Here is a 21334-nt window from a genome sequence, read left to right on the forward strand (position 1 = left end):
AATCAGTGCTTTAGATTTATTTAAAAGTTGGCAAGCATCTTGATACAGTAAAAGCGGTCAGTCATAAATTTTAAAATTGAGGAAAGTATTATGGGAATTTTTTCACGCTTTGCAGATATTGTGAATTCAAATATCAATGCTTTGTTAGATAAAGCAGAAGATCCAGAAAAAATGGTTCGTCTGATTATTCAAGAAATGGAAGACACGCTTGTAGAAGTGCGTTCTACCTCGGCAAAAACCATTGCCGAAAAGAAAGAACTAGTACGTCGTGTTGAAAAACTTGAGCAGGAAGCTGCAGATTGGCAAGCGAAAGCTGAGTTAGCACTAAACAAAGAGCGCGAAGATCTAGCGCGTTCAGCACTTGTTGAAAAGAAAAAATCAACCGAAGCGGCAACCGCGGTAGCGCATGAGCTTGCGCAAGTTGAAGAGCACATTGAAAAATTGCAGCAAGAAGTTGCAGCATTGCAAGACAAACTAGCTGATGCAAAAGCACGTCAAAAAGCAATTATTCTTCGTCAACGTTCTGCTGAGTCGCGTTTAGGTGTTAAAAAAGCGCTTGATTCATCTAAAGTGGAAGATGCACTAAATCGTTTTGAGCATTACGAGAACAAAATTGATGGCCTTGAGTCGCAAATTGAATCGTATGAAATGGGTAAGAAAACATTGTCTGATGAGATCGCCAGTCTTCAAGATGAAGAGAAAATCGATGATGAACTAGCAGCTCTTAAGAAAAGCATGGCTAAAAAAGATAAGTAATAATTAAAGCTTGGGAGAGCAGGAGGGCACTATGAGTGGGTTTGAAGCAATAGCAGTTCCAACAATCTTGTTTATGATTTTTGTTGCACCATTATGGCTAATTTTACATTACCGCAGCAAAAAGCAAGTGAGCCAAGGTTTAAGTGAACATGAACATCGTCAGCTAATTGAACTGGCAAACAAAGCAGAAAAAATGGCCGACCGCGTTAAAACGCTAGAGTCTATTTTAGACGCGGAGGCACCTGAGTGGAGGGCTAAGGTATGAGTAGACGTAAAGGCGAATTATATCGTGACCCAAAACGTGGCAAAGTAGCTGGTGTTTGTGCAGGGTTAAGCGACTACTTTAATATGGAGCTATGGCTGGTAAGAATTATTTTTATTTCAGCAGTACTTTTGCTCGGTGGCCCATTCTTTATTGTTGCTTATATTGCATGCTGGTTTATTTTGGAGGTAAAGCCAGAAACTTTACCTAATCAAAATAAAACAGAAACGGTTAATACTGAAAAACCGATCGAAGTTAAGTCAAAAGTGTGGCAAGCAGGTGAACCACCACGTCGCGCGCTTCACGACTTAAAAGAACAGTTTGATCGCATTGATGGTCGCTTACAAGCGATGGAAAAGTATGTTACTTCACCGGAGTTTACTGTAAGCCGTGAAATCAACAAACTGTAGCGATAAGACAACGTACTTAAACGGATAAGTTTCCCCATTGGCAAACTTATCCGTTTTGTTTGTTAAGGAGAAAGTTATCAACCAATCGGAAAAGTTACAAAAACTGCGTGCCAAAGCACAAAAACTAGTAAAACGCGGTTTAGACCAACATATAAAGCTTGCCGTAACAGGACTGAGTAAAAGTGGTAAAACCGCTTTTATTACATCGTTTATTCATCATTTAACGCAACCCAAAAGTAAGCTGCCATTTTTTTCATTACAACAGCAAGAGCGTTTTATTGCCGGCAAACTCGTAGGCCAAGATGATTTAAGCGTTGCTAGCTTTGACTATGGTAACGCGTTAAATCAGTTGCAATTGGGTAAATGGCCTGCATCAACTAACCGATTAAACACCTTACGCTTAAACATTAAATATAAGCCGAATAGTGGTTTACGCGCCCATCTAACCGATGTTAGCACCCTAACAATCGATATTTTTGACTATCCTGGCGAATGGCTACTTGATTTGCCTATGCTTGATGAGTCGTTTCTGGCATGGAATAACCGTCAGTTTGCATTGCTTAAAGAGCAGCCGCGAGCAGCTTATAGTGAGACCTTTGTAAATAAATTATCGCAATTTGATTGGGCCCAAGAGGTCGACTTCGACCAACTTAAACAGTTCGCATATGAATATCGAGATTTATTGCTGATGTTTAAAAATCAGTGTCAATTAACGCAGTTACAGCCTGGCCGTTTAATTATGCCTGGTGAGTTGGAAGATGCACCAATTACTCATTTTTTCCCAATCCCTGAGATTGATGAACAAACACTGTTAAGCGCTCCTGAAAACAGTTATTTAGCAACCCTTAAAACACGTTATGAGCAATATAAAAAAGACGTTGTTAAGACCTTTTACAGTAACTTTTTTGGCGGCTTTGACAGGCAAATTATTTTGGTTGATTTATTAGGTGCGCTAGATAAAGGACGCGATGCACTGGTAGAGCAAAGTGATGTCCTTAAGTCGCTATTAAAGCATTTTGACTATGGCAAAAATAACTTTTTAAGCCGCTTGTTTTCACCCAAAATCGATAAAATTTTGTTTGCTGCAAATAAAGTTGACCATTTGAGTGTTGAGCACCATAAAGACTTAGCGTTACTACTTAACAATTTAGTGCTTGATGCGCAAAATGAATTGAATTACCAAGGCGTCATGGTAGAAACCATGGCGATGAGTTCAGTGAAAGCAACCAAGCAGGTACAAGTAAATGAAAGCGGGGAAATACTTAATTGTATTTATGGTAAATCAATCGAAAGTGAGCAGTTGCTAACGTATTTGCCAGCGCAACCGCCAATGCGTTTGCTTTCACCCGAACAGTGGCCAAAAAATGGCTTTAACTTTCCAAGCTTTTACCCGATGTTAAACGCGCAGCATCAGCTTGAGCATGTCAGGTTAGACCATGTAATAGAGTATTTAATTGGAGATAAGGTGCTATGAGTGAGTTGCAACAAGGCCGAGTTATCAAAGAATGCGACCCGCAAAACGATAGCCAATTGGATTCATTATTCGAACAAAGTGAGCAATTGCAGCAAGGTAAAGTTGTTGCCCAATCTCACATTGAACTAGAAATGGCTGAAACACCACTTGAAACCGAATTAGATTCGTTAGCAAAGCCTACTAAGCCTAACTGGCTGGCGCGCATTTTTGTCTTATCGCTGTTGACATTAGTGTTATCTGAAGTCATTTTTACGATTATTGAGGCGATTAGCACGTCACCGTTTTTAGCCGCTGTGTACGGCGTGGCGGTGTCAACGGCTTTGGCTTTAGTTGGTAAAGTCGCATTTCGTGAATTCCGTTTATTACGAAAATTAAAAAATACAAAAATTCAGCAGCATGATGCCGCTAGATTAATGCAATCTGTACAAATTGGCGAAGCGGAAAGATTTCTAACCAAAATCAACGGTCACCTTAGTAACGACAAGTTAGCGCAGGTGCTCTCTAAGCTCGACGCCCATCACACAGATCAAGAGGTGATGTCTCTGTATGCTAGTACCGTTTTGGTCGAGCAGGATGAAAAAGCACAGAATATTATTAAAAAATACGCTTCTACCTCAGGTGTGATGGTGGCGATATCGCCTATCGCATTAGTCGATATGGCGGTGGTGCTATGGCGTAGCACTAAAATGATTGAAGATATTACCCAAGTGTATGGTTTGCCGTTAGGGTATGTCAGTCGCATAAAGTTGTATCGTATGACACTAAAGCAAATGCTGTTTGCGGGCAGTGCTGAGCTTATCAGCGATTTTGCTACGACCGCATTAAGCGCTGAACTCGCTGGCAAGTTATCTGCACGCGCCGCGCAAGGTGTGAGTGTGAGTATCTTTACGGCACGTATCGGCTACAAAGCAATGGAATTAAGTCGTCCGCTACCAGGCTTACCAAATAAGAAAAACTTGTTAACATCATGCGTTAAACTCGCCATAGAAAGTGTAAAAGGTAAAGAGAGCGGACAGAGTGGAAAATAAACTTTACGCATTTTCAGTCTTTTGTATACAATTTTAGCCGTCTAACAATCTAGCGTGCTTGTTGTTTTTTCAGTTGTGCATTACTTATGTAGTTAATAATTATGACAACAATTTAAGCAAGTAGTATGAAATCACAACTTTCGGATAACAGTTTATGTATCCATGGCGGAAAGCAACACGAACACGCCCATGGTCCTCTTAGCACGCCTATTTACCAATCTTCTACCTTTGTTTTTGATAACGCAGCGCAAGGCGCTGCGCGTTTTGCGGGCGATGAAGCAGGCTATATTTATTCTCGCCTTGGCAATCCAACAACCCGAGAGCTAGAACTTAAAATCGCGGCGTTAGAAGAAATGGAAGATGGCGCTGCCACGGCTACTGGCATGGGCGCTGTATCAGCATCTGTTCTGAGCTTTTTAGCGCAAGGTGATCACTTGATTGCCTCAAAAGCGGTGTATGGTTGCACCTTTGCTTTGTTTTCTCATATGTTACCTAAGTTTGGTATTGAAGTGACATTTGTTGATATGGAAGACCATAACGCAGTTGAGAATGCACTTAAACCGAATACAAAAATGATCTTCGCTGAAACGCCAATTAACCCCAATCTTGTGGTTATAGACCTAGCGTTTATTGGTGACTTTGCCAAGCGCCATAATTTAGTTTCGGTAATCGATAACACCTTTATGACGCCGTTACTGCAAAAACCAAAGCACTTTGGTATCGATATTGTGCTGCACAGTGCAACTAAATACTTAAATGGTCATGGCGATGTGGTTGCGGGTCTAGTGTGCGGTAGTAAAGAGCATATCGAAACCATTAAGCTCACTGTGTTAAAAGATATTGGTGCAACCATTAGTCCGCACGATGCGTGGTTAATTATTCGCGGTATGAAAACACTCAGCGTTCGTATGGAAAGACACTGCAATAACGCGCAAAAAGTCGCTGAATTTTTAGCGCAGCACGAAAAAATCGAACAAGTATATTACCCTGGCCTAAAATCTCATCCCGGTAACAAGTTTATTGGCACGCAAATGAAAGCGGCCGGCGGTGTAATTGCGTTTGAGCTAAAAGGCACACTTGAAATGGGTGCGCAATTTATTAACGCAACGAAATTGTGCACGTTAGCAGTAAGCTTAGGTGATGCTGAAACGCTGATCCAACATCCGGCATCGATGACACACTCTCCTTATACACCTGAAGAACGCTTAGCAGCCGGGATATCAGATGGGTTAGTGCGTATTTCTGTTGGCCTTGAAGAAGCTGACGATATTATTGACGATTTAGCACAAGCATTAGCGCAAATTTAATGTTCTCTATTTGGCTAAGTTGAAGAGGCGTTTAGTCTCTTTTTTTGTTTCTAAGTAACTAGTAAAAACTAAAAACTGTTTCTGTTAACATTTATATCCTTGTGAAAACAATGGTGTGTAGTTTAATGTTTACACTAAGATTTGTTTTTATCTCCTGATTAATGGGTTTGGTTTTAATTGTTTACTGTTGTGTAATTTTAAGTTTACATTTTTAGGCTTTATGGCAAGTATCAAAACTGCCGCAGTCATTACCTTTTGAGTAACTTTGTCATAACATCTAGAACATCTAAATTCAGCGTGTAATGTCACCGTTTTGCGTTTGAATGTTGTGCTTAAGCAAGTACGTCACTTGCTGATGAAGAGATGAAATTTATGGGCAAAAGTAGTAGTTATATTTCTAAACAGCCAGATGATAATGGGTTTATTAATTGGTCTGATGAAGAAAATCAAATTTGGTCAGAACTGATCGCACGTCAATTAGAATGTATAAAAAATAAAGCGTGTGATGAGTATATGCACGGCTTAGATAAAATAAACCTGCCGTTAGACCGCATTCCACAACTAGAAGAAGTGAGCAAAGTGCTGCGCGAATCGACCGGTTGGGAATGTGCGCCAGTACCTGCATTGATTGATTTTGACGAGTTTTTCCGTTTGCTGGCAAATAAAAAATTCCCGGTAGCGACCTTTATTCGCTCACGTGAAGAGTTCGATTATTTGCAAGAGCCCGATATCTTTCACGAGATCTTTGGCCACTGCGCGATGTTAACGCATCCAGCATTTGCAGAGTTCACACATAAATATGGTCAGCTTGGCTTAGCGGCTGAGAAAAAAGACCGCGTATATTTAGCGCGTTTATATTGGTTTACCGTCGAGTTTGGCTTAATGCAAACGAAAGATGGTTTACGCATTTATGGCGGTGGTATTTTATCAAGCCCAGGGGAAACCCAATATGTGTACTCAGATGTACCACAAATCAAGCCGCTTGAACCACTCGATGTATTACGCACACCGTACCGTATCGATATTATGCAACCTTTGTATTACACCATTAATGCAATTGAAGATTTATTTGATATTTCACAGCTCGATATGATGTCGCTTGTAGAAAAAGCAAAAGAGCTAGGGCTCCATGAGCCACTATTTCCACCTAAACAAAAGAAAGCAAGTTAGAAAAGGGTTTATTATGTCTGAATTAAGTGCTCAAAAATGTGAAGCGTGTCGTGCTGACGCACCAAAAGTTTCAGATGAAGAGCTAGCCGTATTAGTTAAGCAAATTCCAGATTGGACACCAATTGTGGTTGACGGCATTATGCAATTAGAGCGTGTATTCAAGTTCAAGAACTTTAAACTCGCATTGGAATTCACCAACAAGTTAGGTGCAATGGCGGAAGATGAAGGTCACCACCCTGGTATCTTAACTGAGTGGGGCAAAGTTACAGTGACTTGGTGGAGCCACTCAATTAAGGGTCTTCATAAAAATGACTTTATTTGTGCCGCTAAAACAGATGCACTACTAGAAGACTAATTACTTCTAAACAATAAAAAAGAGCGTTAATTAGCGCTCTTTTTTGTGTTTTTAGTTTATACGTTTAACGCATTATTCGCTTACTGAGCGAAGTAGGGCGTTGATACCTACTTTTTCACGTGTTTGCTGATCAACTTTTTTCACGATAATTGCAGCGTATAAGCTGTGTGAGCCGTCTTTTGATGGCAGTGAACCTGGAACAACTACGGCACCAGCCGGTACGCGGCCATAATGAGTTTCGCCTGTTTCACGGTCATAAATACGTGTGCTTTGGCTAATGTATACGCCCATTGAGATTACCGCGCCTTCTTCAACAACAACGCCTTCTACAATTTCAGAACGAGCGCCAATAAAGCAGTTATCTTCAATAATTGTTGGGTTTGCTTGTAGTGGCTCTAGTACACCACCAATACCAACACCACCTGATAAGTGTACGTTTTTACCGATTTGTGCACATGAACCTACGGTTGCCCATGTATCAACCATTGTGCCTTCATCAACGTAAGCGCCAATGTTCACATAAGAAGGCATTAACACTACATTTTTGCCTACGAAGCTGCCTTGACGCGCCACCGCGTTTGGTACTACGCGCATGCCTTCTTGCTTAAACTGCTCAGGCGTGTAGTCAGTGAATTTAAGCGGTACTTTGTCGTAAAACTGGTTTACACCATCGCTCATTGGTGCGTTGTCACGAATTCTAAATGATAATAACACCGCTTTTTTCAGCCATTGGTGCACAACCCATTCACCTGAGATTTTTTCAGCCACACGTGCTTTACCTGAATCTAACAAAGCGAGGGATTCGTTAATAGCGTTGAAAACCTCATCAGAAACTGATGCCGGTGAAATATTATCGCGATTTTCCCATGCTTGCTCGATGGTTAATTTCAATTGTTCCATAGTGTGCCTTTAATCGTTTTCGGAATTGAATTTTTCAAGAAGGCGGTTTTTTAAATCGCCACATTCTTGTTCATTTAATGCGTTATAGTCAGCGTTAGATACCACAAAGAAATCTTCAGCACGTTCGCCTATGGTCGTGATGCGTGCGGCGTGTATATGTAACGCTAAACTTGAAAATACATCGGTTATTTTGGTTAATAAGCCTGGAATGTCAACCACTTGAATTTCTACAAGAGTGCGGTCTTTACGCCCATGTGGTGACACAATTACTCGGGGCTTAATATTAAAGCCTTTAAAGCGCTTTTTACGGTTCTTTTTGACTCGAACTTTCTTATTTGGTTCGTCAATAACTTGTTGAATTGACTTTTTGATTGAACTGGCGCGACTTTGGCTCGTTACCGGCTCACCGTTTTGTTCTAAAATAACAAAATTATCAACTGCATAGCCGTCTTTGGTATTCATTATTTGCGCGTGTAATATGTTGGCTTTTTTAGCGCCCAACACCGCTACCAAACGCGCAACTAAATTGGCTTGATCTGGACAGTAAACAAATACTTGGCTACCGCCATTAATAGGCTGACCAGAAAGCAGCACCAACCCTTTACTAGGATCTTTTGACGCCAAGATATGTTCGCATTGCCATGCAATCATTTGCGTTGAAAAACGCGTGAAATAATCGGGCTTAAAACGTAGCCACAATGCATCAATTTGACCTTCTGCAAAACCTAAATTAAGTAAGCGTTGTTTTGCCTGTGCTTTTTTATCGCGAATTTGGTCACGTAAATCCATTGGGTTTTCAAGACCTCGGCGCAGCGCACGTTGTGTGTGGGTATAAAGATCGCGAAGCAGTGTGCTTTTCCAATCATTCCACAAGTTATCGTTGGTGGCGCGAATATCCGCAAGCGTTAAGCAATAAAGGTAATCGAGTTGCTTTTCATTTTTAACACGAGCCGCAAATTCAGCAATCACGTCAGGGTCGTTAATGTCTTTGCGCTGTGCGGTTACCGACATAAGTAAATGGTTTTCCACAAGCCACGCAATAAACTTACCCTCAAAGGTCGTTAAGCCGTGTAATTTGGCAAACTCTCTGGCATCCACCGCACCAAGCTCTGAATGATCACCACCGCGACCTTTGGCAATATCGTGGAAAATACCCGCTAAATACAATAGCTCTGGTTTTTCCATGCGTACCACAATTTCACGACACAGCGGAAACGTATTGGCGCACTCTGGCTGGAAATAATGATACAAATTTTGAATTAAACGATGGGTGTGTTCATCTACCGTATAAGCATGGAATAAATCAAACTGCATTTGCCCGACAATATTACGCCAATTCGGTAAATACGCCGATAAAATGCCGTGTTTATGCATTAACGTAAACGCACGCCCCATGCCATTAGGGTGCGAAATAAGTTTAAGCAGCATAGTGCGACACAGCGAATAATCTTGTAGGTCGCCTAATAAGCGGCGCCTTACTTGGCGCAGTAAACGAATAGTGCTCGGGTAAATATGGGTAATTTGTGGGTTGTTGGCAATGTGCCAAAACAGCTCAATAATTTTTTCACGGTGAAAAAACACTTGTGGGTCTTTCACCCGAATTTGATGGCCGATTTGTTCAAAGTCTGCGTTAATACTGGTTACTTTATAGTTTACATGGCCTGTTAAAATGCTTTGTTCGAAGTAGGATAACAGCATTTGATTAAGTTCACGCACACGCCCCATAATGCGAAACAGACGCTTCATCATGCGCTCAACGGCGGCACGTCCATCGTCGCCAAAACCGAGCAGCTTTGCTGCTACTGGTTGATGATCAAAGAGTAACCGGTTTTCCATGCGCCCAGCCGCCAGGTGCAGTGCAAAGCGAATATTCCACAGGTTTACAATACATTCTTGCAATTCTTGATGCTCTTCAAACGTTAAGTAACCGTGTTCTACTAGTTCTTCGAGCGTTTGTGAGCGGAAATGCTTTTTTGCGACCCAAATAATGGTTTGTACATCGCGTAATCCGCCCGGGTTTTCTTTTAAATTAGGCTCTAGGTTATATGCTGTTCCATGACATTTTTTATGCCTTATTTCTTGTTCATCGCGTTTCGCGATAAAAAAGGTATCCGACTTCCATGCTGACGTTTCAACTAACTTTTTTTGTAAATGAGCAAAATTATCAGGATCACCACAAATCAACCGAGATTCAAGCAAGCTGGTGGCAAAATTAACATCGTTTTTTTTATGTTCTATGGTTTGCTTGATAGTACGAACGCTATGACCAATATCGAGGCGCAGATCCCATAAAAAAGTGACAAATTGAGCAATGGTTTCTTGCGTTTCTTTGTTAGGTTCTTTGTTTACCAGTAACAAAAAGTCGATATCGGAAAAAGGGTGCAGTTCACCGCGGCCATAACCGCCGATGGCAATTAAATCGCCGTGTTCGCGTAATTGATAGTGATCATAAAGCTGGCTTAAAATCGCGTCGACAAGTGCCGCGCGGGCTTTCACTAAGCGCTCAACAGGCTGATGTGAAAATTGCTCTTCGAGCCAAAGGTAGAACTGTTCTAGAAGGTGTTTGTAATCATCAAGTTGCTCGCATTTTGCGAGCAACTGGGTAAATTTTTTTGTTATTGCCATTGATGGCCTTCTTATTCGCTGTGTTCGATCACTCTCGGAAGCTCATCATCTGATCGTAGCGTAAGAATTTCAACTCCGTTTTTAGTCACAAGGAGCGTGTGTTCCCATTGTGCCGACAGTGAGCGGTCTTTTGTTACCACAGTCCACTCATCTTTTAGCAGCTTACATTGACGTTTACCAACGTTTACCATAGGTTCAATAGTAAAGCACATGCCTTCTTGCAGTACTTCACCTGTGCCCGGTTTGCCGTAGTGCATTACTTGTGGCTCTTCGTGGAATTCAGCGCCAATACCATGACCACAGTATTCACGTACAATTGAATAATTAAAGCCTTCAGCGTATTTTTGAATTGCGGCGCCGATGTCACCTAAGCGAACACCTGGTTTTACCATTTCGATAGCAAGGTATAAGCTTTTTTGCGTAATTTCACACAAACGTTTTGCTTGAATTGACGGTTGACCAACGTAAAACATTTTAGAAGTATCACCGTGGTAACCATCTTTAATTACCGTAATATCAATATTGATAATGTCGCCTTCCTTTAGCGCTTTATCGTTTGGAATACCGTGACAAATTACGTGATTTACTGAGGTACAAATTGACTTTGGAAAACCATGATAATTTAGTGGAGCAGGGATCGCATCTTGCTCGTTTACAATGTAATCGTGGCAAATCTGATTTAACTCTTCTGTGGTCACGCCAACCTTAACGTGAGGCTCAATCATTTCTAACACTTCAGCTGCTAAGCGTCCTGCAACTCGCATTTTTTCGATTTCAGCTGGGGTTTTAATCACTGCACTCATTTAGGCTCCAAAATTCTTTAAATTGTGGTCAAACAAGACACTTTTTAGCTAAGTTGTTTGACTGAAAATTACTCATAAAATTTGAGTTCTGTTTGTTAATATGGTATAAAGCGCGCCGTCTTTTTACAATTAAAATTTAAATTTCCTCGGGATTTTTGAGTTGATTGTAGTGAAGGCACTTAAACTTTAATTTTAACACACACACATATCGGCACATACACTTGGGTGCAGTGAGCAAAATGCAAACTGTTGGTGCTATGGGATATGTGGAGGCCTAACCCAAAATTACAGAGGAATATTAAAATGGCAAACGTTTCTATGCGCGATATGCTACAAGCTGGCGTACACTTCGGTCACCAAGCACGTTACTGGAACCCTAAGATGAAGCCGTTCATCTTTGGTGCACGTAACAAAGTACATATCATCAACTTAGAGAAAACTGTACCTTTATTCAACGAAGCAATGTCTTTCCTTAAAGGCGTAGCATCAAACAAAGGTAAAATCCTTTTCGTTGGTACTAAGCGCGCTGCAAGCGAAGCAGTTAAAGAAGCTGCACTACGTTCTGACCAGTTCTACGTAAACCACCGTTGGTTAGGTGGTATGCTAACTAACTGGAAAACAGTTCGTCAGTCAATCAAGCGTCTTAAAGACCTTGAAACTCAAAGCCAAGACGGTACTTTCGAGAAATTAACTAAGAAAGAAGCGTTAATGCTTACTCGTGAAATGGAAAAGCTTGAAAAGAGCCTTGGCGGTATCAAGAACATGGGCGGTCTTCCAGACGCTATCTTCGTTATCGACGCTGATCACGAGCACATTGCTATTAAAGAAGCAAACAACCTAGGCATCCCAGTAGTATCTGTTGTTGATACTAACTCAAACCCAGATGGTGTTGATTTCATCATCCCTGGTAACGACGATGCTATCCGTGCTATCCAGCTTTACACTAACGCTGTAGCTGACGTGGCTGTTGAAGGCCGTGAAAGCAACATCGCTGTTCAAGCTGAAAAAGACGACTTCGTAGAAGCTGAGTAATAGCGCTTACCAAGCTTTCATGAAACGATCATAGAAAGCTTGGTATTCTGATGATTAGGGGGAGCTTGCTCCCGCTTATTTTAAATAGATTTTGGATTTGAGGACATACTAATGGCTGTAACTGCTGCCCTAGTTAAAGAATTACGCGAGCGCACTGGCGCTGGCATGATGGATTGTAAAAAAGCACTAACTGAAACTAACGGTGACATCGATCTAGCGATCGAGAACATGCGTAAGAGCGGTGCTGCTAAAGCTGCTAAAAAAGCGGGTAACATCGCTGCAGAAGGTACAATCCTTATCAAGCAAGCTGCTGGTTTCACTGCACTTCTAGAAGTTAACTGTCAAACTGACTTCGTTGCTAAAGATGAAAACTTCCTAGGTTTTGCTAACACTGTTCTTGATGCTGCTGCTGAAGCAAAAACTGACATCGAAACACTTAAAGCACAATTCGAAGAAACACGTGTTGCTCTAGTTGCTAAAATCGGTGAAAACATTAACGTTCGTCGCGTTGAGTACATCGATGGTGACAAAGCTGCTGCATACCGTCACGGCGACCGTATCGGTGTTGTTGTAACTGGTGAAGCTGACGAAGAAACACTTAAGCACGTTGCTATGCACGTTGCTGCTTCTAAGCCTGAGTTCCTAAACCCAGAAGACGTACCTGCTGAGGTTGTAGAGAAAGAAAAAGCGGTTCAAGTTGAAATCGCAATGAACGAAGGTAAGCCAGCAGAAATCGCTGAGAAGATGGTTGTTGGTCGTATGAAGAAGTTCACTGGTGAGATCTCTCTTACTGGTCAAGCATTCATCATGGAGCCTAAGAAAACAGTTGGCGAATTCCTTAAAGAGAAAGGCGCGACTATCTCTGGTTTCACTCGCCTAGAAGTAGGTGAAGGTATCGAGAAGAAAGAAGAAGACTTCGCTGCTGAAGTAGCTGCACAAATCGCAGCAGCTAAAGGCGAGTAATCGACTTTTTTCACTTAGCAAAATAGCTTTTGCTTTTGCGCTAAGAGATAAAATTATTTAGAATAACCGCGCTATCATTAGCGCGGTTATTTTTTGCAACTTTTTCAGCCAGGATTACTATGAACACAAATCGTAAGCCAGTTTTTAGACGAGTTTTACTTAAATTAAGCGGTGAAGCTTTAATGGGCCAAGAAGGCTTTGGTATCGACCCATCAATTCTTGACCGTATGGCACAAGAAATAAAAGAACTTGTAGAGTTAGGCGTTGAGGTAGGTGTAGTAATCGGTGGCGGTAACTTCCTGCGTGGCGGTACACTTGCTGAAAACGGTATGAACCGTGTTGTTGGTGACCACATGGGTATGCTTGCAACAGTGATGAATGGCCTTGCGATGCGTGATGCACTGCACCGTGCCTATGTAAATGCACGTTTAATGTCTGCGATTCCGCTTAACGGTGTATGTGACGCGTATAACTGGGCTGAAGCAATTAGCTTACTAAAAACCGGTCGTGTTGTTATTTTCTCTGCGGGTACCGGTAACCCATTCTTCACTACAGATTCTGCTGCGTGTTTACGCGGTATTGAAATTGAAGCTGACACAGTATTAAAAGCAACTAAAGTTGACGGCGTATACAGCGATGATCCGGTGAAAAATCCTGAAGCAACGCTTTACCCAACATTGACTTACAACGAAGTAATCGAAAAAGAATTAAAGGTGATGGACCTAGCGGCATTTACCCTAGCTCGTGACCATAATATGCCAATCAGTGTATTTAACATGAATAAACCAGGCGCGTTAAAACGTGTTATCCTTGGTGAAGATGAAGGTACGCTGATTACACATAAATCAGCAGAATAAGCTATTAGTTAGGAAGATTAACGTGATTAAAGAAATCCAACAGCATGCTGCAGAACGTATGCAAAAAAGTGTTGACGCGCTTGGCTCACAATTATCAAAAATTCGCACAGGCCGCGCACACCCAAGCCTTTTAGATGGTATTCAAGTATCTTACTACGGTGCTGATACACCACTTAACCAAGTGGGTAACGTAACAATTGAAGACAACCGTACACTTGCTATCACTGTGTTTGATAAAACACTTACGCAAGCAGTTGAAAAAGCAATTATGGCGTCAGATTTAGGTTTAAACCCTATGTCTGCAGGTACGGTTATTCGCGTACCATTACCACCGCTTACAGAAGAGCGTCGTAAAGATCTTATTAAGATCGTACGTGGTGAAGTTGAAGGCGGTCGCGTTGCAATTCGTAACATTCGCCGTGATGCTAACTCAGACGTAAAAGCACTCCTTAAAGATAAAGAAATTTCAGAAGATGAAGCGCGTCAAAGTGATGACGAAGTTCAGAAGCTAACAGATAAATACATCAAAGAAATGGATGCTATTTTAGCTGCTAAAGAAGCGGAATTAATGGAAATCTAAATCAATTTTTGAGCGCTTTTGCGCTCAATCATTGAACAACTAAATTATTAGTTTTAAAGCGCTGTCTAGGGTATACTAGACGGCGCTTTTTACTTTAGGAAACGACACTTAATGACAATCACTAAGGATGCTATTACCCAACAAAGCTTACCGCGTCATGTTGCTATTATTATGGATGGCAATGGGCGTTGGGCACAAGCTAAGGGTAAGCCTCGTGTGTTTGGTCATAAAAAGGGCGTCGAATCGGTGCGTGGTGCGGTAAAGTTTTGTCGCCAACTAAATATCGAATCATTAACGCTTTTTGCATTTAGCAGTGAAAACTGGCGACGTCCGGAACAAGAAGTCAGCACCTTAATGGAGCTTTTCATGTTTGTGTTGACCAACGAAGTAAAAAAACTCGATAAAAATAACGTCAAGTTGAAAGTAATTGGTGATATTAGTCGTTTCTCTGAGAAGCTACAAAAAAGCGTAGCAAAAGCAGAGAAAATGACCATGAATAACACTGGCTTAACACTTAATATCGCAGCTAACTATGGCGGACAATGGGACATAGCAAATGCTGCGAAACAACTGGCAAAACAGGTTGAGAATGGTGAAATAGCCGCTGATGATATTGATGAAACTAAACTGTCACAGTACATTAGTATGCAAGAACAAGCGCCACTTGATTTGTTAATTCGCACAGGAGGCGACTTACGCATAAGCAACTTTTTATTATGGCAAGCTGCTTACGCTGAACTTTATTTTACTGATACACTTTGGCCAGATTTTAATGAACAGGCATTTGCAGATGCAATTGCGTGTTATGTTTCACGAGAGCGTCGCTTTGGTTGTACTGGCGAACAAATAAAAGAACTACTCGCTCAATCGTGATTTTTATAGGGTAATTTGATTTGTTAATAAAACGCATACTGACTTCTTTAGTGCTAGCGCCAGCTGCACTTGCACTAGTTTTTTTTACACCACTTGAATTGTTTAGCTTAATTGCCGGATTGATTGTATTGCTCTCAGCGTGGGAGTGGTCGGCATTTATGGGGCTTAAAAAGTTCGCTTCTCGCATCAGCTATGTTGCTGGCATGGCAGTTATTCTATTTATTGCAAACATGTACTGGCCGATTGAAAGCTTATGGCAAAATGGCCAACTTGTAGGCTCGGCTAATTATGTGTTTACGCTTGCTGTTGCATGGTGGCTTGTTGCCTGCGCACTGGTATGGACCTATCCTAGAACCGCAAAAGCATGGCACGCAGGTTTAATGATGCGCGCAATTGCAGGTTTACTTACCTTGTTACCTATGTGGTTAGCGCTTAATGTGCTTCGCAGCAGCGAATATGCAACAAACGCGACACAAGGCTCAGTTCTGATTATGGTTGTACTGGGTATTGTGTGGAGTGCTGATATTGGCGCTTACTTCTCAGGTAAAAATCTTGGCAAACATAAATTAATGCCATTAGTTAGCCCAAATAAAACCATTGAGGGGCTAGTTGGCGGTCTTATTTGTTCTGCGATTTTTGTTTTAGCATTTTGCTATTTTACTAAGGTGCCAAGCGATAAATGGTTTATTTACGCTGCAATGGCCGCTGTTGTTGCCCTGTTCTCGGCAGTAGGTGACTTATTAGAAAGCATGTTCAAGCGTGAAGTTGGTTTGAAAGACAGCGGCTCATGTTTGCCTGGCCACGGCGGTATTTTAGATCGGATAGATAGTTTGACTGCTGCGGCACCGCTTTTCGCTGCATTTTATGCGTGGACCTTGGTGGTGTAATGCAACGTATTACCGTTCTTGGCTCTACAGGTTCGATTGGCACTAGCACCTTAGACGTCATCGCAAGAAACGTAGATGCTTATCAGGTGTTTGCGCTGGTTGCTGGTCGAAATTGGCGCTTAATGGCAAAGCAATGCACGCAGTTTTTACCACAATACGCTGTAATGCAATGCCCTGATGCAGCAAAGCAACTTGAGGCTGAAATTACGCGTTTGGGAATTTCAACCAAAGTGCTGAGTGGTCAACAAGCGGCAGCTGATGTGGCCAGTGACGATAACGTTGATGCGGTAATGGCTGCTATTGTTGGCGCAGCGGGGCTATTGCCAACACTTGCAGCGATTAACGCCGGTAAGCGCGTGTTACTAGCAAATAAAGAGTCACTTGTCATGTCAGGTGAGCTTTTTATTAATGCAGTTAAGCAATCAGGCGCGACGTTATTGCCTATTGATAGTGAACACAATGCGATTTTTCAGGCGATGCCAGCAGGTGTGCAAGAGCATTGTTACAGCGCAAATATAAAGCAGCATGGTGTCAGCAAAATTTTGTTAACTGGCTCAGGCGGCCCATTTAGAACGCGCGATTTAAGCACCTTTGCCAATGTTTCAGTTGATGAAGCTGTCGCCCATCCAAATTGGGATATGGGTCAGAAAATATCAGTTGATTCAGCCACAATGATGAATAAGGGCTTAGAGTTTATTGAAGCAAAGTGGCTATTTAACGCTGAGCCAAGTGATATTCAAGTAATTATCCATCCACAAAGTATTATCCACTCAATGGTGCAATACACCGATGGTTCGGTATTGGCACAAATGGGCAATCCTGATATGCGTACGCCAATCGCACACGCTTTAGCGTTTCCAAAGCGCATTGAAGCTGGTGTTGAACCACTGGATTTCACTAATATGCTTGATTTTAGTTTTAACGCACCAGACTTTGAGCGTTACCCAAATTTAAAGCTGGCAATAGATGCTTGTTCAGAAGGGCAGTACGCAACAACCACAATCAATGCTGCGAATGAAGTGTCTGTGGCCGCATTTCTGGCAAAGAAAATCAGCTTTTTAGACATTTATAAAATCAATGCTCAGGTACTCGATAAAATCGCAAAGAGTCATAAACAGCTAAAAATTAATGACCTAGATGTTATTTTGCAGCTTGATAGCGAAGCGCGTCATTATGCAACGAATATAATTGCAGGGAGTTGTTAATGGAATTTTTGTGGAACTTACTGTCTTTTATATTAGTCATCGGCATTATTGTTGTCGTTCATGAATATGGTCACTTTTGGGTGGCAAGACGCTGTGGTGTTAAAGTGCTGCGTTTTTCAATTGGTTTTGGCAAACCTTTGTTTAAATGGCACGACAAACTCGGCACCGAATACGTTGTAGCTGCGATCCCATTAGGGGGTTACGTGAAAATGCTCGATGAACGTGTTGAAGAGGTTGCCAGCGATGAACGTCATTTAGCGTTCAATAACAAATCAGTTTACCAACGCATTGCGGTGGTTGCGGCAGGACCAATGGCGAATTTTATTTTCGCCATTATTGTATCTGCCATTATGTTTATGGTTGGTGTGCGCTCACTTCTGCCAGTGATTGGCGAGGTGGTGCCTGGCAGCTTAGCAGAGCAAGCAAGGTTGCAAGCAGGACAACAGATTACCGCGATAAACGACAAAGACGTATATGGCTGGCGTGAAACCTTATTGGTTTTGATGGAAAATATTGGCGAACAGCAAGTACGCGTTAGTGTAAAAGACGATGATTTAGGTTACCAACAAACGTATCTCGATTTATCTAATTGGCAGTTAAAAGACGACGGAAACCCCATTGTTGATATTGGTATTAAACCATTCAGACCTGCAGAGACTATGCGCCTTGGTCATGTGCAAAAAGGCAGTCCTGCTGAATTTTCTGGGCTTCAAGTCGATGATGAAATTCATTTAGTTAATGGTGAAGCAATGCCATCGTGGCATGCATTTGTCACTCGAATTCAGCGCTCGCCAAATACACCATTATTGCTTACTATAAGCCGCGGCAATGACAAGCTAAATATTGAGGTTACTCCAGGTAGCAAAAAAAGTGAGCAAGGGCTTAATCAAGGCTACTTAGGTGTGATACCCTTTGTTGAAAATTGGCCATCGTGGATGATTTCAACACAACAATACGGTGTATTTGATGCCATTGTTTTGGGTGTTGATAAAACAATTCAACTAATCAATGTCAGTTTTGCAACAGTAGTTAATTTGATAACAGGACAAGTCTCTGTTGCGAATCTAAGTGGTCCAGTGGGAGTGGCAATTGGCGCTGGAGCCAGTACCAGTAGTGGTATTATGCCGTTATTGGAGTTCTTAGTATTTGTTAGTGTAAGTATTGGTTTTTTCAATTTGTTGCCGCTACCAATTTTAGATGGCGGTCATTTAATGTATTACATCATTGAACTTATCCGAAAAAAGCCAGTCTCTGAAAAGACACAAGAATTAGGTTTTAGGATTGGTGCGCTAATCCTTATATTGTTAACTTGCCTTGCGCTGTTTAACGATTTTACGCGGTTATAAAGGAAATCAAATAATAACATGGCTATAAGAAAACAATTGGCTGTAATAAGTTTATTGGGAGCGAGTTTTACTGCTCTCGGCCAACAAGACTCCTTTATTGTAGAAGATTTAAGAGTTGAAGGATTGCAGCGTGTTGCACTAGGTGCAGCATTAACGCATATTCCAATTAACATTGGTGATAACCTCGACAGTTACACAATTTCAAAAACAATCAAAGCGCTTTACGGCTCAGGCCACTTTGACAACATCAAAGTGGTACGTGATGGTGATGCGGTTATCTTTCAAGTAACCGAAAGACCAACCATCAGCATTATCGAGTTCGAAGGCAACAAAGATATTAAAGATGAGCAGCTTAACGACAGTTTAGAGCAACAGGGGATCCGTAAAGGTGAACCACTTGATATGGTTGTTGTAGACGGCCTTGAAAAAGGTCTTGTTGAGTTTTTCCACGGTATTGGTAAATACAACGCTGAGATTGAAGTATCAGTGTCACGCTTGCCACGTAACCGTGTAAAGCTAAAGCTTGAATTTAAAGAAGGCGATGCTGCGTCGATTCGTCAAATTAACATCGTAGGTAACGAGTTATTTTCTGACGAAGAACTTCTCGCATTGGCTGAATCGCGTCAAGATTTGCCTTGGTATATGTTTATGTCAAATGACAGATACCAAAAGCAAACGGTACAAGGCGACTTAGAGAAAGTACGTAGTTACTACTTAGACCGCGGCTATTTGAAATTCAATATTGATTCAACGCAAGTTTCAGTAAGCCCTGATAAAGAATCAGTATACGTTACAGTAAACGTTACCGAAGGTGAGCAGTTTACTGTTAAAGAATTCGACTTTATGGGTGACTTGCTCGGCCGTGAAGAGTTAATTCGTGCGGTTATTCCACTTAAAACGGGCAAACTATACAACGGCTCCGTGGTTACTGCATCGGAAGAGTTTATCAAAAACTACCTTGCACGTTTTGGTTATGCCAATGCTGAAGTACGTACTATTCCTGATATTGACGAAGAAAATAAAGAAGTAAAATTAACGTTATCAGTGGATCCAGGTAAGCGTATTTATGTGCGTCGTATTAACATCGGTGGTAATGAAATTACGTCGGATGAAGTAATTCGTCGTGAAATTACCCAGTTAGAAGGTGCGTGGCTATCAAATAACACGCTTGAGCGCTCTAAATTACAAGTACAGCGCTTAATGTACATGGAAAACGTTGAGTTTGATGTATCGCCGGTACCGGGTAAAGATGACCAAGTTGATGTTGATTTTACTGTTAAAGAGCAATCAGCTGGTAGCTTTAACGCAGGTCTTGCATACGGCTCATACAACAAGTTGCAATTTAATATCGGTGTAAGCGAGTCGAACTTCTTAGGCACGGGTGACCAAGTTGCCTTTAACGTAAGTACGGCGAAAGGTTCTCAAAACGTAAGCTTGTCACATACCGACCCGTATTTTACGAAAGACGGTATCAGTTTAGGTAACTCAATTTTCTTCTCAAACTTTGATGCAAGTAAATACAGCCTAATCAACTATAAGAGTAAACGTTATGGTATTGGTTCAAATATCGGTATTCCGGTAAATGCCAACAACCGACTTAACTTTGGTGCGACGGTTTCTAAAGAAACTTTATCGGAACTATCAGAGTACGAACAAACATATGTGATGCGCGAGACCTTTAAGGACTCTGAAAACCCAGATGCTCCTTTTGAGTTTTTGAAATTTGAGTTAAGCGCGGGGTGGTCACGTGTAACGCTTAACCGCGGTATGTTCCCAACGGCAGGTTCTAAACAAAGCTTAACGTTTAAAGCAACGACGCCTAATTCAGATCTTAACTACTTTAAGATCAACTATGACTCGCGTTTCTACTGGCCACTAAGCACTAACCACAAGTGGGCGTTTTCAGCGAAAGCTGGATTTGGTTACGGTAATGGTTACGGTACTACCAATGGTTATGATCAGATTTTACCAGTGCAGGAATTCTTCCGTATTTCTGAAATGGATTTACGCGGCTTTGAGCGTAATACGATTTTACCAAGAGCGATCGTAGTTTCGCCTGATAGAATTCCTGGTACGCCAAGCCCTGACGGCTTGCAAAGCAATATTTTCGGTGATCCAAAGTTCAATAATATAAGACCCCAAGGGCGTATTGGTGGTAACGTAAAAGCCGTGGCCGGTCTTGAAATGATTGTACCTACGCCGTTTCTTGATGACGAAAACAGCAGTTCGGTACGTACCAGCTTATTTGTTGATGCAGCCAACGTTTGGGATACAGAGTTCGATATTGATCGTTACTCTAACTTAACGACAGATCAACGTGCGTTACTTGAAGATTATTCAGACCCAAGTCGTTTCCGTGCATCAGCAGGTTTATCTATCCAGTGGATTTCGCCTATGGGCCCTATGGTAATTAGTTTTGCCTACCCACTGAAAAAAGAAGATGATGATAAGACTAAAGGCATCAGCTTCAACATTAGTAACACATTCTAAAAGGAATAAAT

20 protein-coding genes are annotated in these 21334 nt (G+C 41.6%); 17 read left to right on the top strand and 3 right to left on the bottom strand.

The window, feature by feature from the left end; all coding sequences use genetic code 11:
• Positions 1-90: 90 nt before the first annotated feature.
• The 8 genes from pspA to L1068_RS15475 all read left to right on the top strand — a co-directional run bounded on the left by pspA (position 91) and on the right by L1068_RS15475 (position 6762).
• Complete coding sequence (gene pspA / locus L1068_RS15440) at positions 91-756, top strand: phage shock protein PspA (protein ID WP_237130968.1); 666 nt, start codon at positions 91-93, stop codon at positions 754-756.
• 31 nt (positions 757-787) lie between these two features.
• Complete coding sequence (gene pspB / locus L1068_RS15445) at positions 788-1021, top strand: envelope stress response membrane protein PspB (RefSeq protein ID WP_010559682.1); 234 nt, start codon at positions 788-790, stop codon at positions 1019-1021.
• Positions 1018-1428, top strand: coding sequence for an envelope stress response membrane protein PspC (gene pspC, locus L1068_RS15450; RefSeq protein WP_237130969.1), 411 nt, complete (start codon positions 1018-1020; stop codon positions 1426-1428). Before pspB ends, pspC begins: the two co-directional genes overlap by 4 nt.
• A gap of 37 nt (positions 1429-1465) precedes the next feature.
• The gene (locus L1068_RS15455; protein WP_237130970.1) at positions 1466-2902 is read left to right on the top strand and encodes a YcjX family protein; all 1437 of its coding nucleotides are present in this window, start codon (positions 1466-1468) and stop codon (positions 2900-2902) included.
• Positions 2899-3930: a TIGR01620 family protein gene (locus L1068_RS15460; protein ID WP_237130971.1), complete on the top strand. Its 1032-nt coding sequence runs from the start codon at positions 2899-2901 to the stop codon at positions 3928-3930. Before L1068_RS15455 ends, L1068_RS15460 begins: the two co-directional genes overlap by 4 nt.
• 125 nt (positions 3931-4055) lie before the next feature.
• On the top strand, positions 4056-5237 hold the full coding sequence (locus L1068_RS15465; protein WP_237130972.1) for an aminotransferase class I/II-fold pyridoxal phosphate-dependent enzyme: 1182 nt from the start codon (positions 4056-4058) through the stop codon (positions 5235-5237).
• A 372-nt stretch (positions 5238-5609) separates the two neighbouring features.
• Positions 5610-6407 carry a phenylalanine 4-monooxygenase gene (gene phhA, locus L1068_RS15470; RefSeq protein WP_237130973.1) on the top strand — a complete coding sequence of 266 codons (798 nt, stop codon included), beginning with the start codon at positions 5610-5612 and terminating at the stop codon, positions 6405-6407.
• Positions 6408-6420: 13 nt separating this feature from the next.
• Positions 6421-6762 carry a 4a-hydroxytetrahydrobiopterin dehydratase gene (locus L1068_RS15475; protein ID WP_010559688.1) on the top strand — a complete coding sequence of 114 codons (342 nt, stop codon included), beginning with the start codon at positions 6421-6423 and terminating at the stop codon, positions 6760-6762.
• A gap of 72 nt (positions 6763-6834) precedes the next feature.
• Here L1068_RS15475 and dapD read toward each other — a convergent pair whose 3' ends face one another.
• The 3 genes from dapD to map are packed head-to-tail and all read right to left on the bottom strand — an operon-like array spanning position 6835 to position 11090.
• Positions 6835-7662, bottom strand: a complete 828-nt coding sequence (gene dapD, locus L1068_RS15480; RefSeq protein ID WP_010559689.1) for a 2,3,4,5-tetrahydropyridine-2,6-dicarboxylate N-succinyltransferase — start codon at positions 7660-7662, stop codon at positions 6835-6837.
• Between the two features lie 9 nt (positions 7663-7671).
• Positions 7672-10287 (bottom strand): [protein-PII] uridylyltransferase, encoded by a 2616-nt coding sequence (glnD, locus tag L1068_RS15485; protein WP_237130974.1) that lies wholly within the window; start codon positions 10285-10287, stop codon positions 7672-7674.
• Positions 10288-10298: 11 nt separating this feature from the next.
• Positions 10299-11090: a type I methionyl aminopeptidase gene (gene map / locus L1068_RS15490; RefSeq protein ID WP_054979871.1), complete on the bottom strand. Its 792-nt coding sequence runs from the start codon at positions 11088-11090 to the stop codon at positions 10299-10301.
• Positions 11091-11393: 303 nt separating this feature from the next.
• On the opposite strand from map, the gene rpsB reads away from it, so the two are divergent.
• The 9 genes from rpsB to bamA all read left to right on the top strand — a co-directional run bounded on the left by rpsB (position 11394) and on the right by bamA (position 21323).
• Positions 11394-12122: a 30S ribosomal protein S2 gene (rpsB, locus tag L1068_RS15495; protein WP_038642257.1), complete on the top strand. Its 729-nt coding sequence runs from the start codon at positions 11394-11396 to the stop codon at positions 12120-12122.
• A 111-nt stretch (positions 12123-12233) separates the two neighbouring features.
• Positions 12234-13085: a translation elongation factor Ts gene (tsf, locus tag L1068_RS15500; RefSeq protein WP_237130975.1), complete on the top strand. Its 852-nt coding sequence runs from the start codon at positions 12234-12236 to the stop codon at positions 13083-13085.
• 119 nt (positions 13086-13204) lie between these two features.
• A complete protein-coding gene (pyrH, locus tag L1068_RS15505; RefSeq protein ID WP_010559694.1) occupies positions 13205-13942 on the top strand; it encodes a UMP kinase in 738 nt (245 codons plus the stop codon).
• 22 nt (positions 13943-13964) lie between these two features.
• Entirely contained in the window at positions 13965-14522 is a 558-nt protein-coding gene (gene frr / locus L1068_RS15510; protein WP_100913747.1) for a ribosome recycling factor, read from the top strand.
• 111 nt (positions 14523-14633) lie between these two features.
• Complete coding sequence (gene uppS / locus L1068_RS15515; protein WP_237130976.1) at positions 14634-15395, top strand: polyprenyl diphosphate synthase; 762 nt, start codon at positions 14634-14636, stop codon at positions 15393-15395.
• 20 nt (positions 15396-15415) lie between these two features.
• Positions 15416-16282 (top strand): phosphatidate cytidylyltransferase, encoded by an 867-nt coding sequence (locus L1068_RS15520; RefSeq protein ID WP_237130977.1) that lies wholly within the window; start codon positions 15416-15418, stop codon positions 16280-16282.
• Positions 16282-17487 (top strand): 1-deoxy-D-xylulose-5-phosphate reductoisomerase, encoded by a 1206-nt coding sequence (ispC, locus tag L1068_RS15525; RefSeq protein WP_237130978.1) that lies wholly within the window; start codon positions 16282-16284, stop codon positions 17485-17487. The genes L1068_RS15520 and ispC overlap by 1 nt, the downstream gene beginning before the upstream one ends.
• Entirely contained in the window at positions 17487-18833 is a 1347-nt protein-coding gene (rseP, locus tag L1068_RS15530) for a sigma E protease regulator RseP (RefSeq protein ID WP_237130979.1), read from the top strand. The genes ispC and rseP overlap by 1 nt, the downstream gene beginning before the upstream one ends.
• Positions 18834-18851: 18 nt before the next feature.
• Positions 18852-21323 (top strand): outer membrane protein assembly factor BamA, encoded by a 2472-nt coding sequence (gene bamA / locus L1068_RS15535; RefSeq protein WP_237130980.1) that lies wholly within the window; start codon positions 18852-18854, stop codon positions 21321-21323.
• The last annotated feature ends 11 nt before the right edge of the window (positions 21324-21334 follow it).

It is taken from the genome of Pseudoalteromonas sp. MMG024, assembly GCF_021654175.1.
Taxonomy (GTDB): Bacteria; Pseudomonadota; Gammaproteobacteria; order Enterobacterales; family Alteromonadaceae; genus Pseudoalteromonas.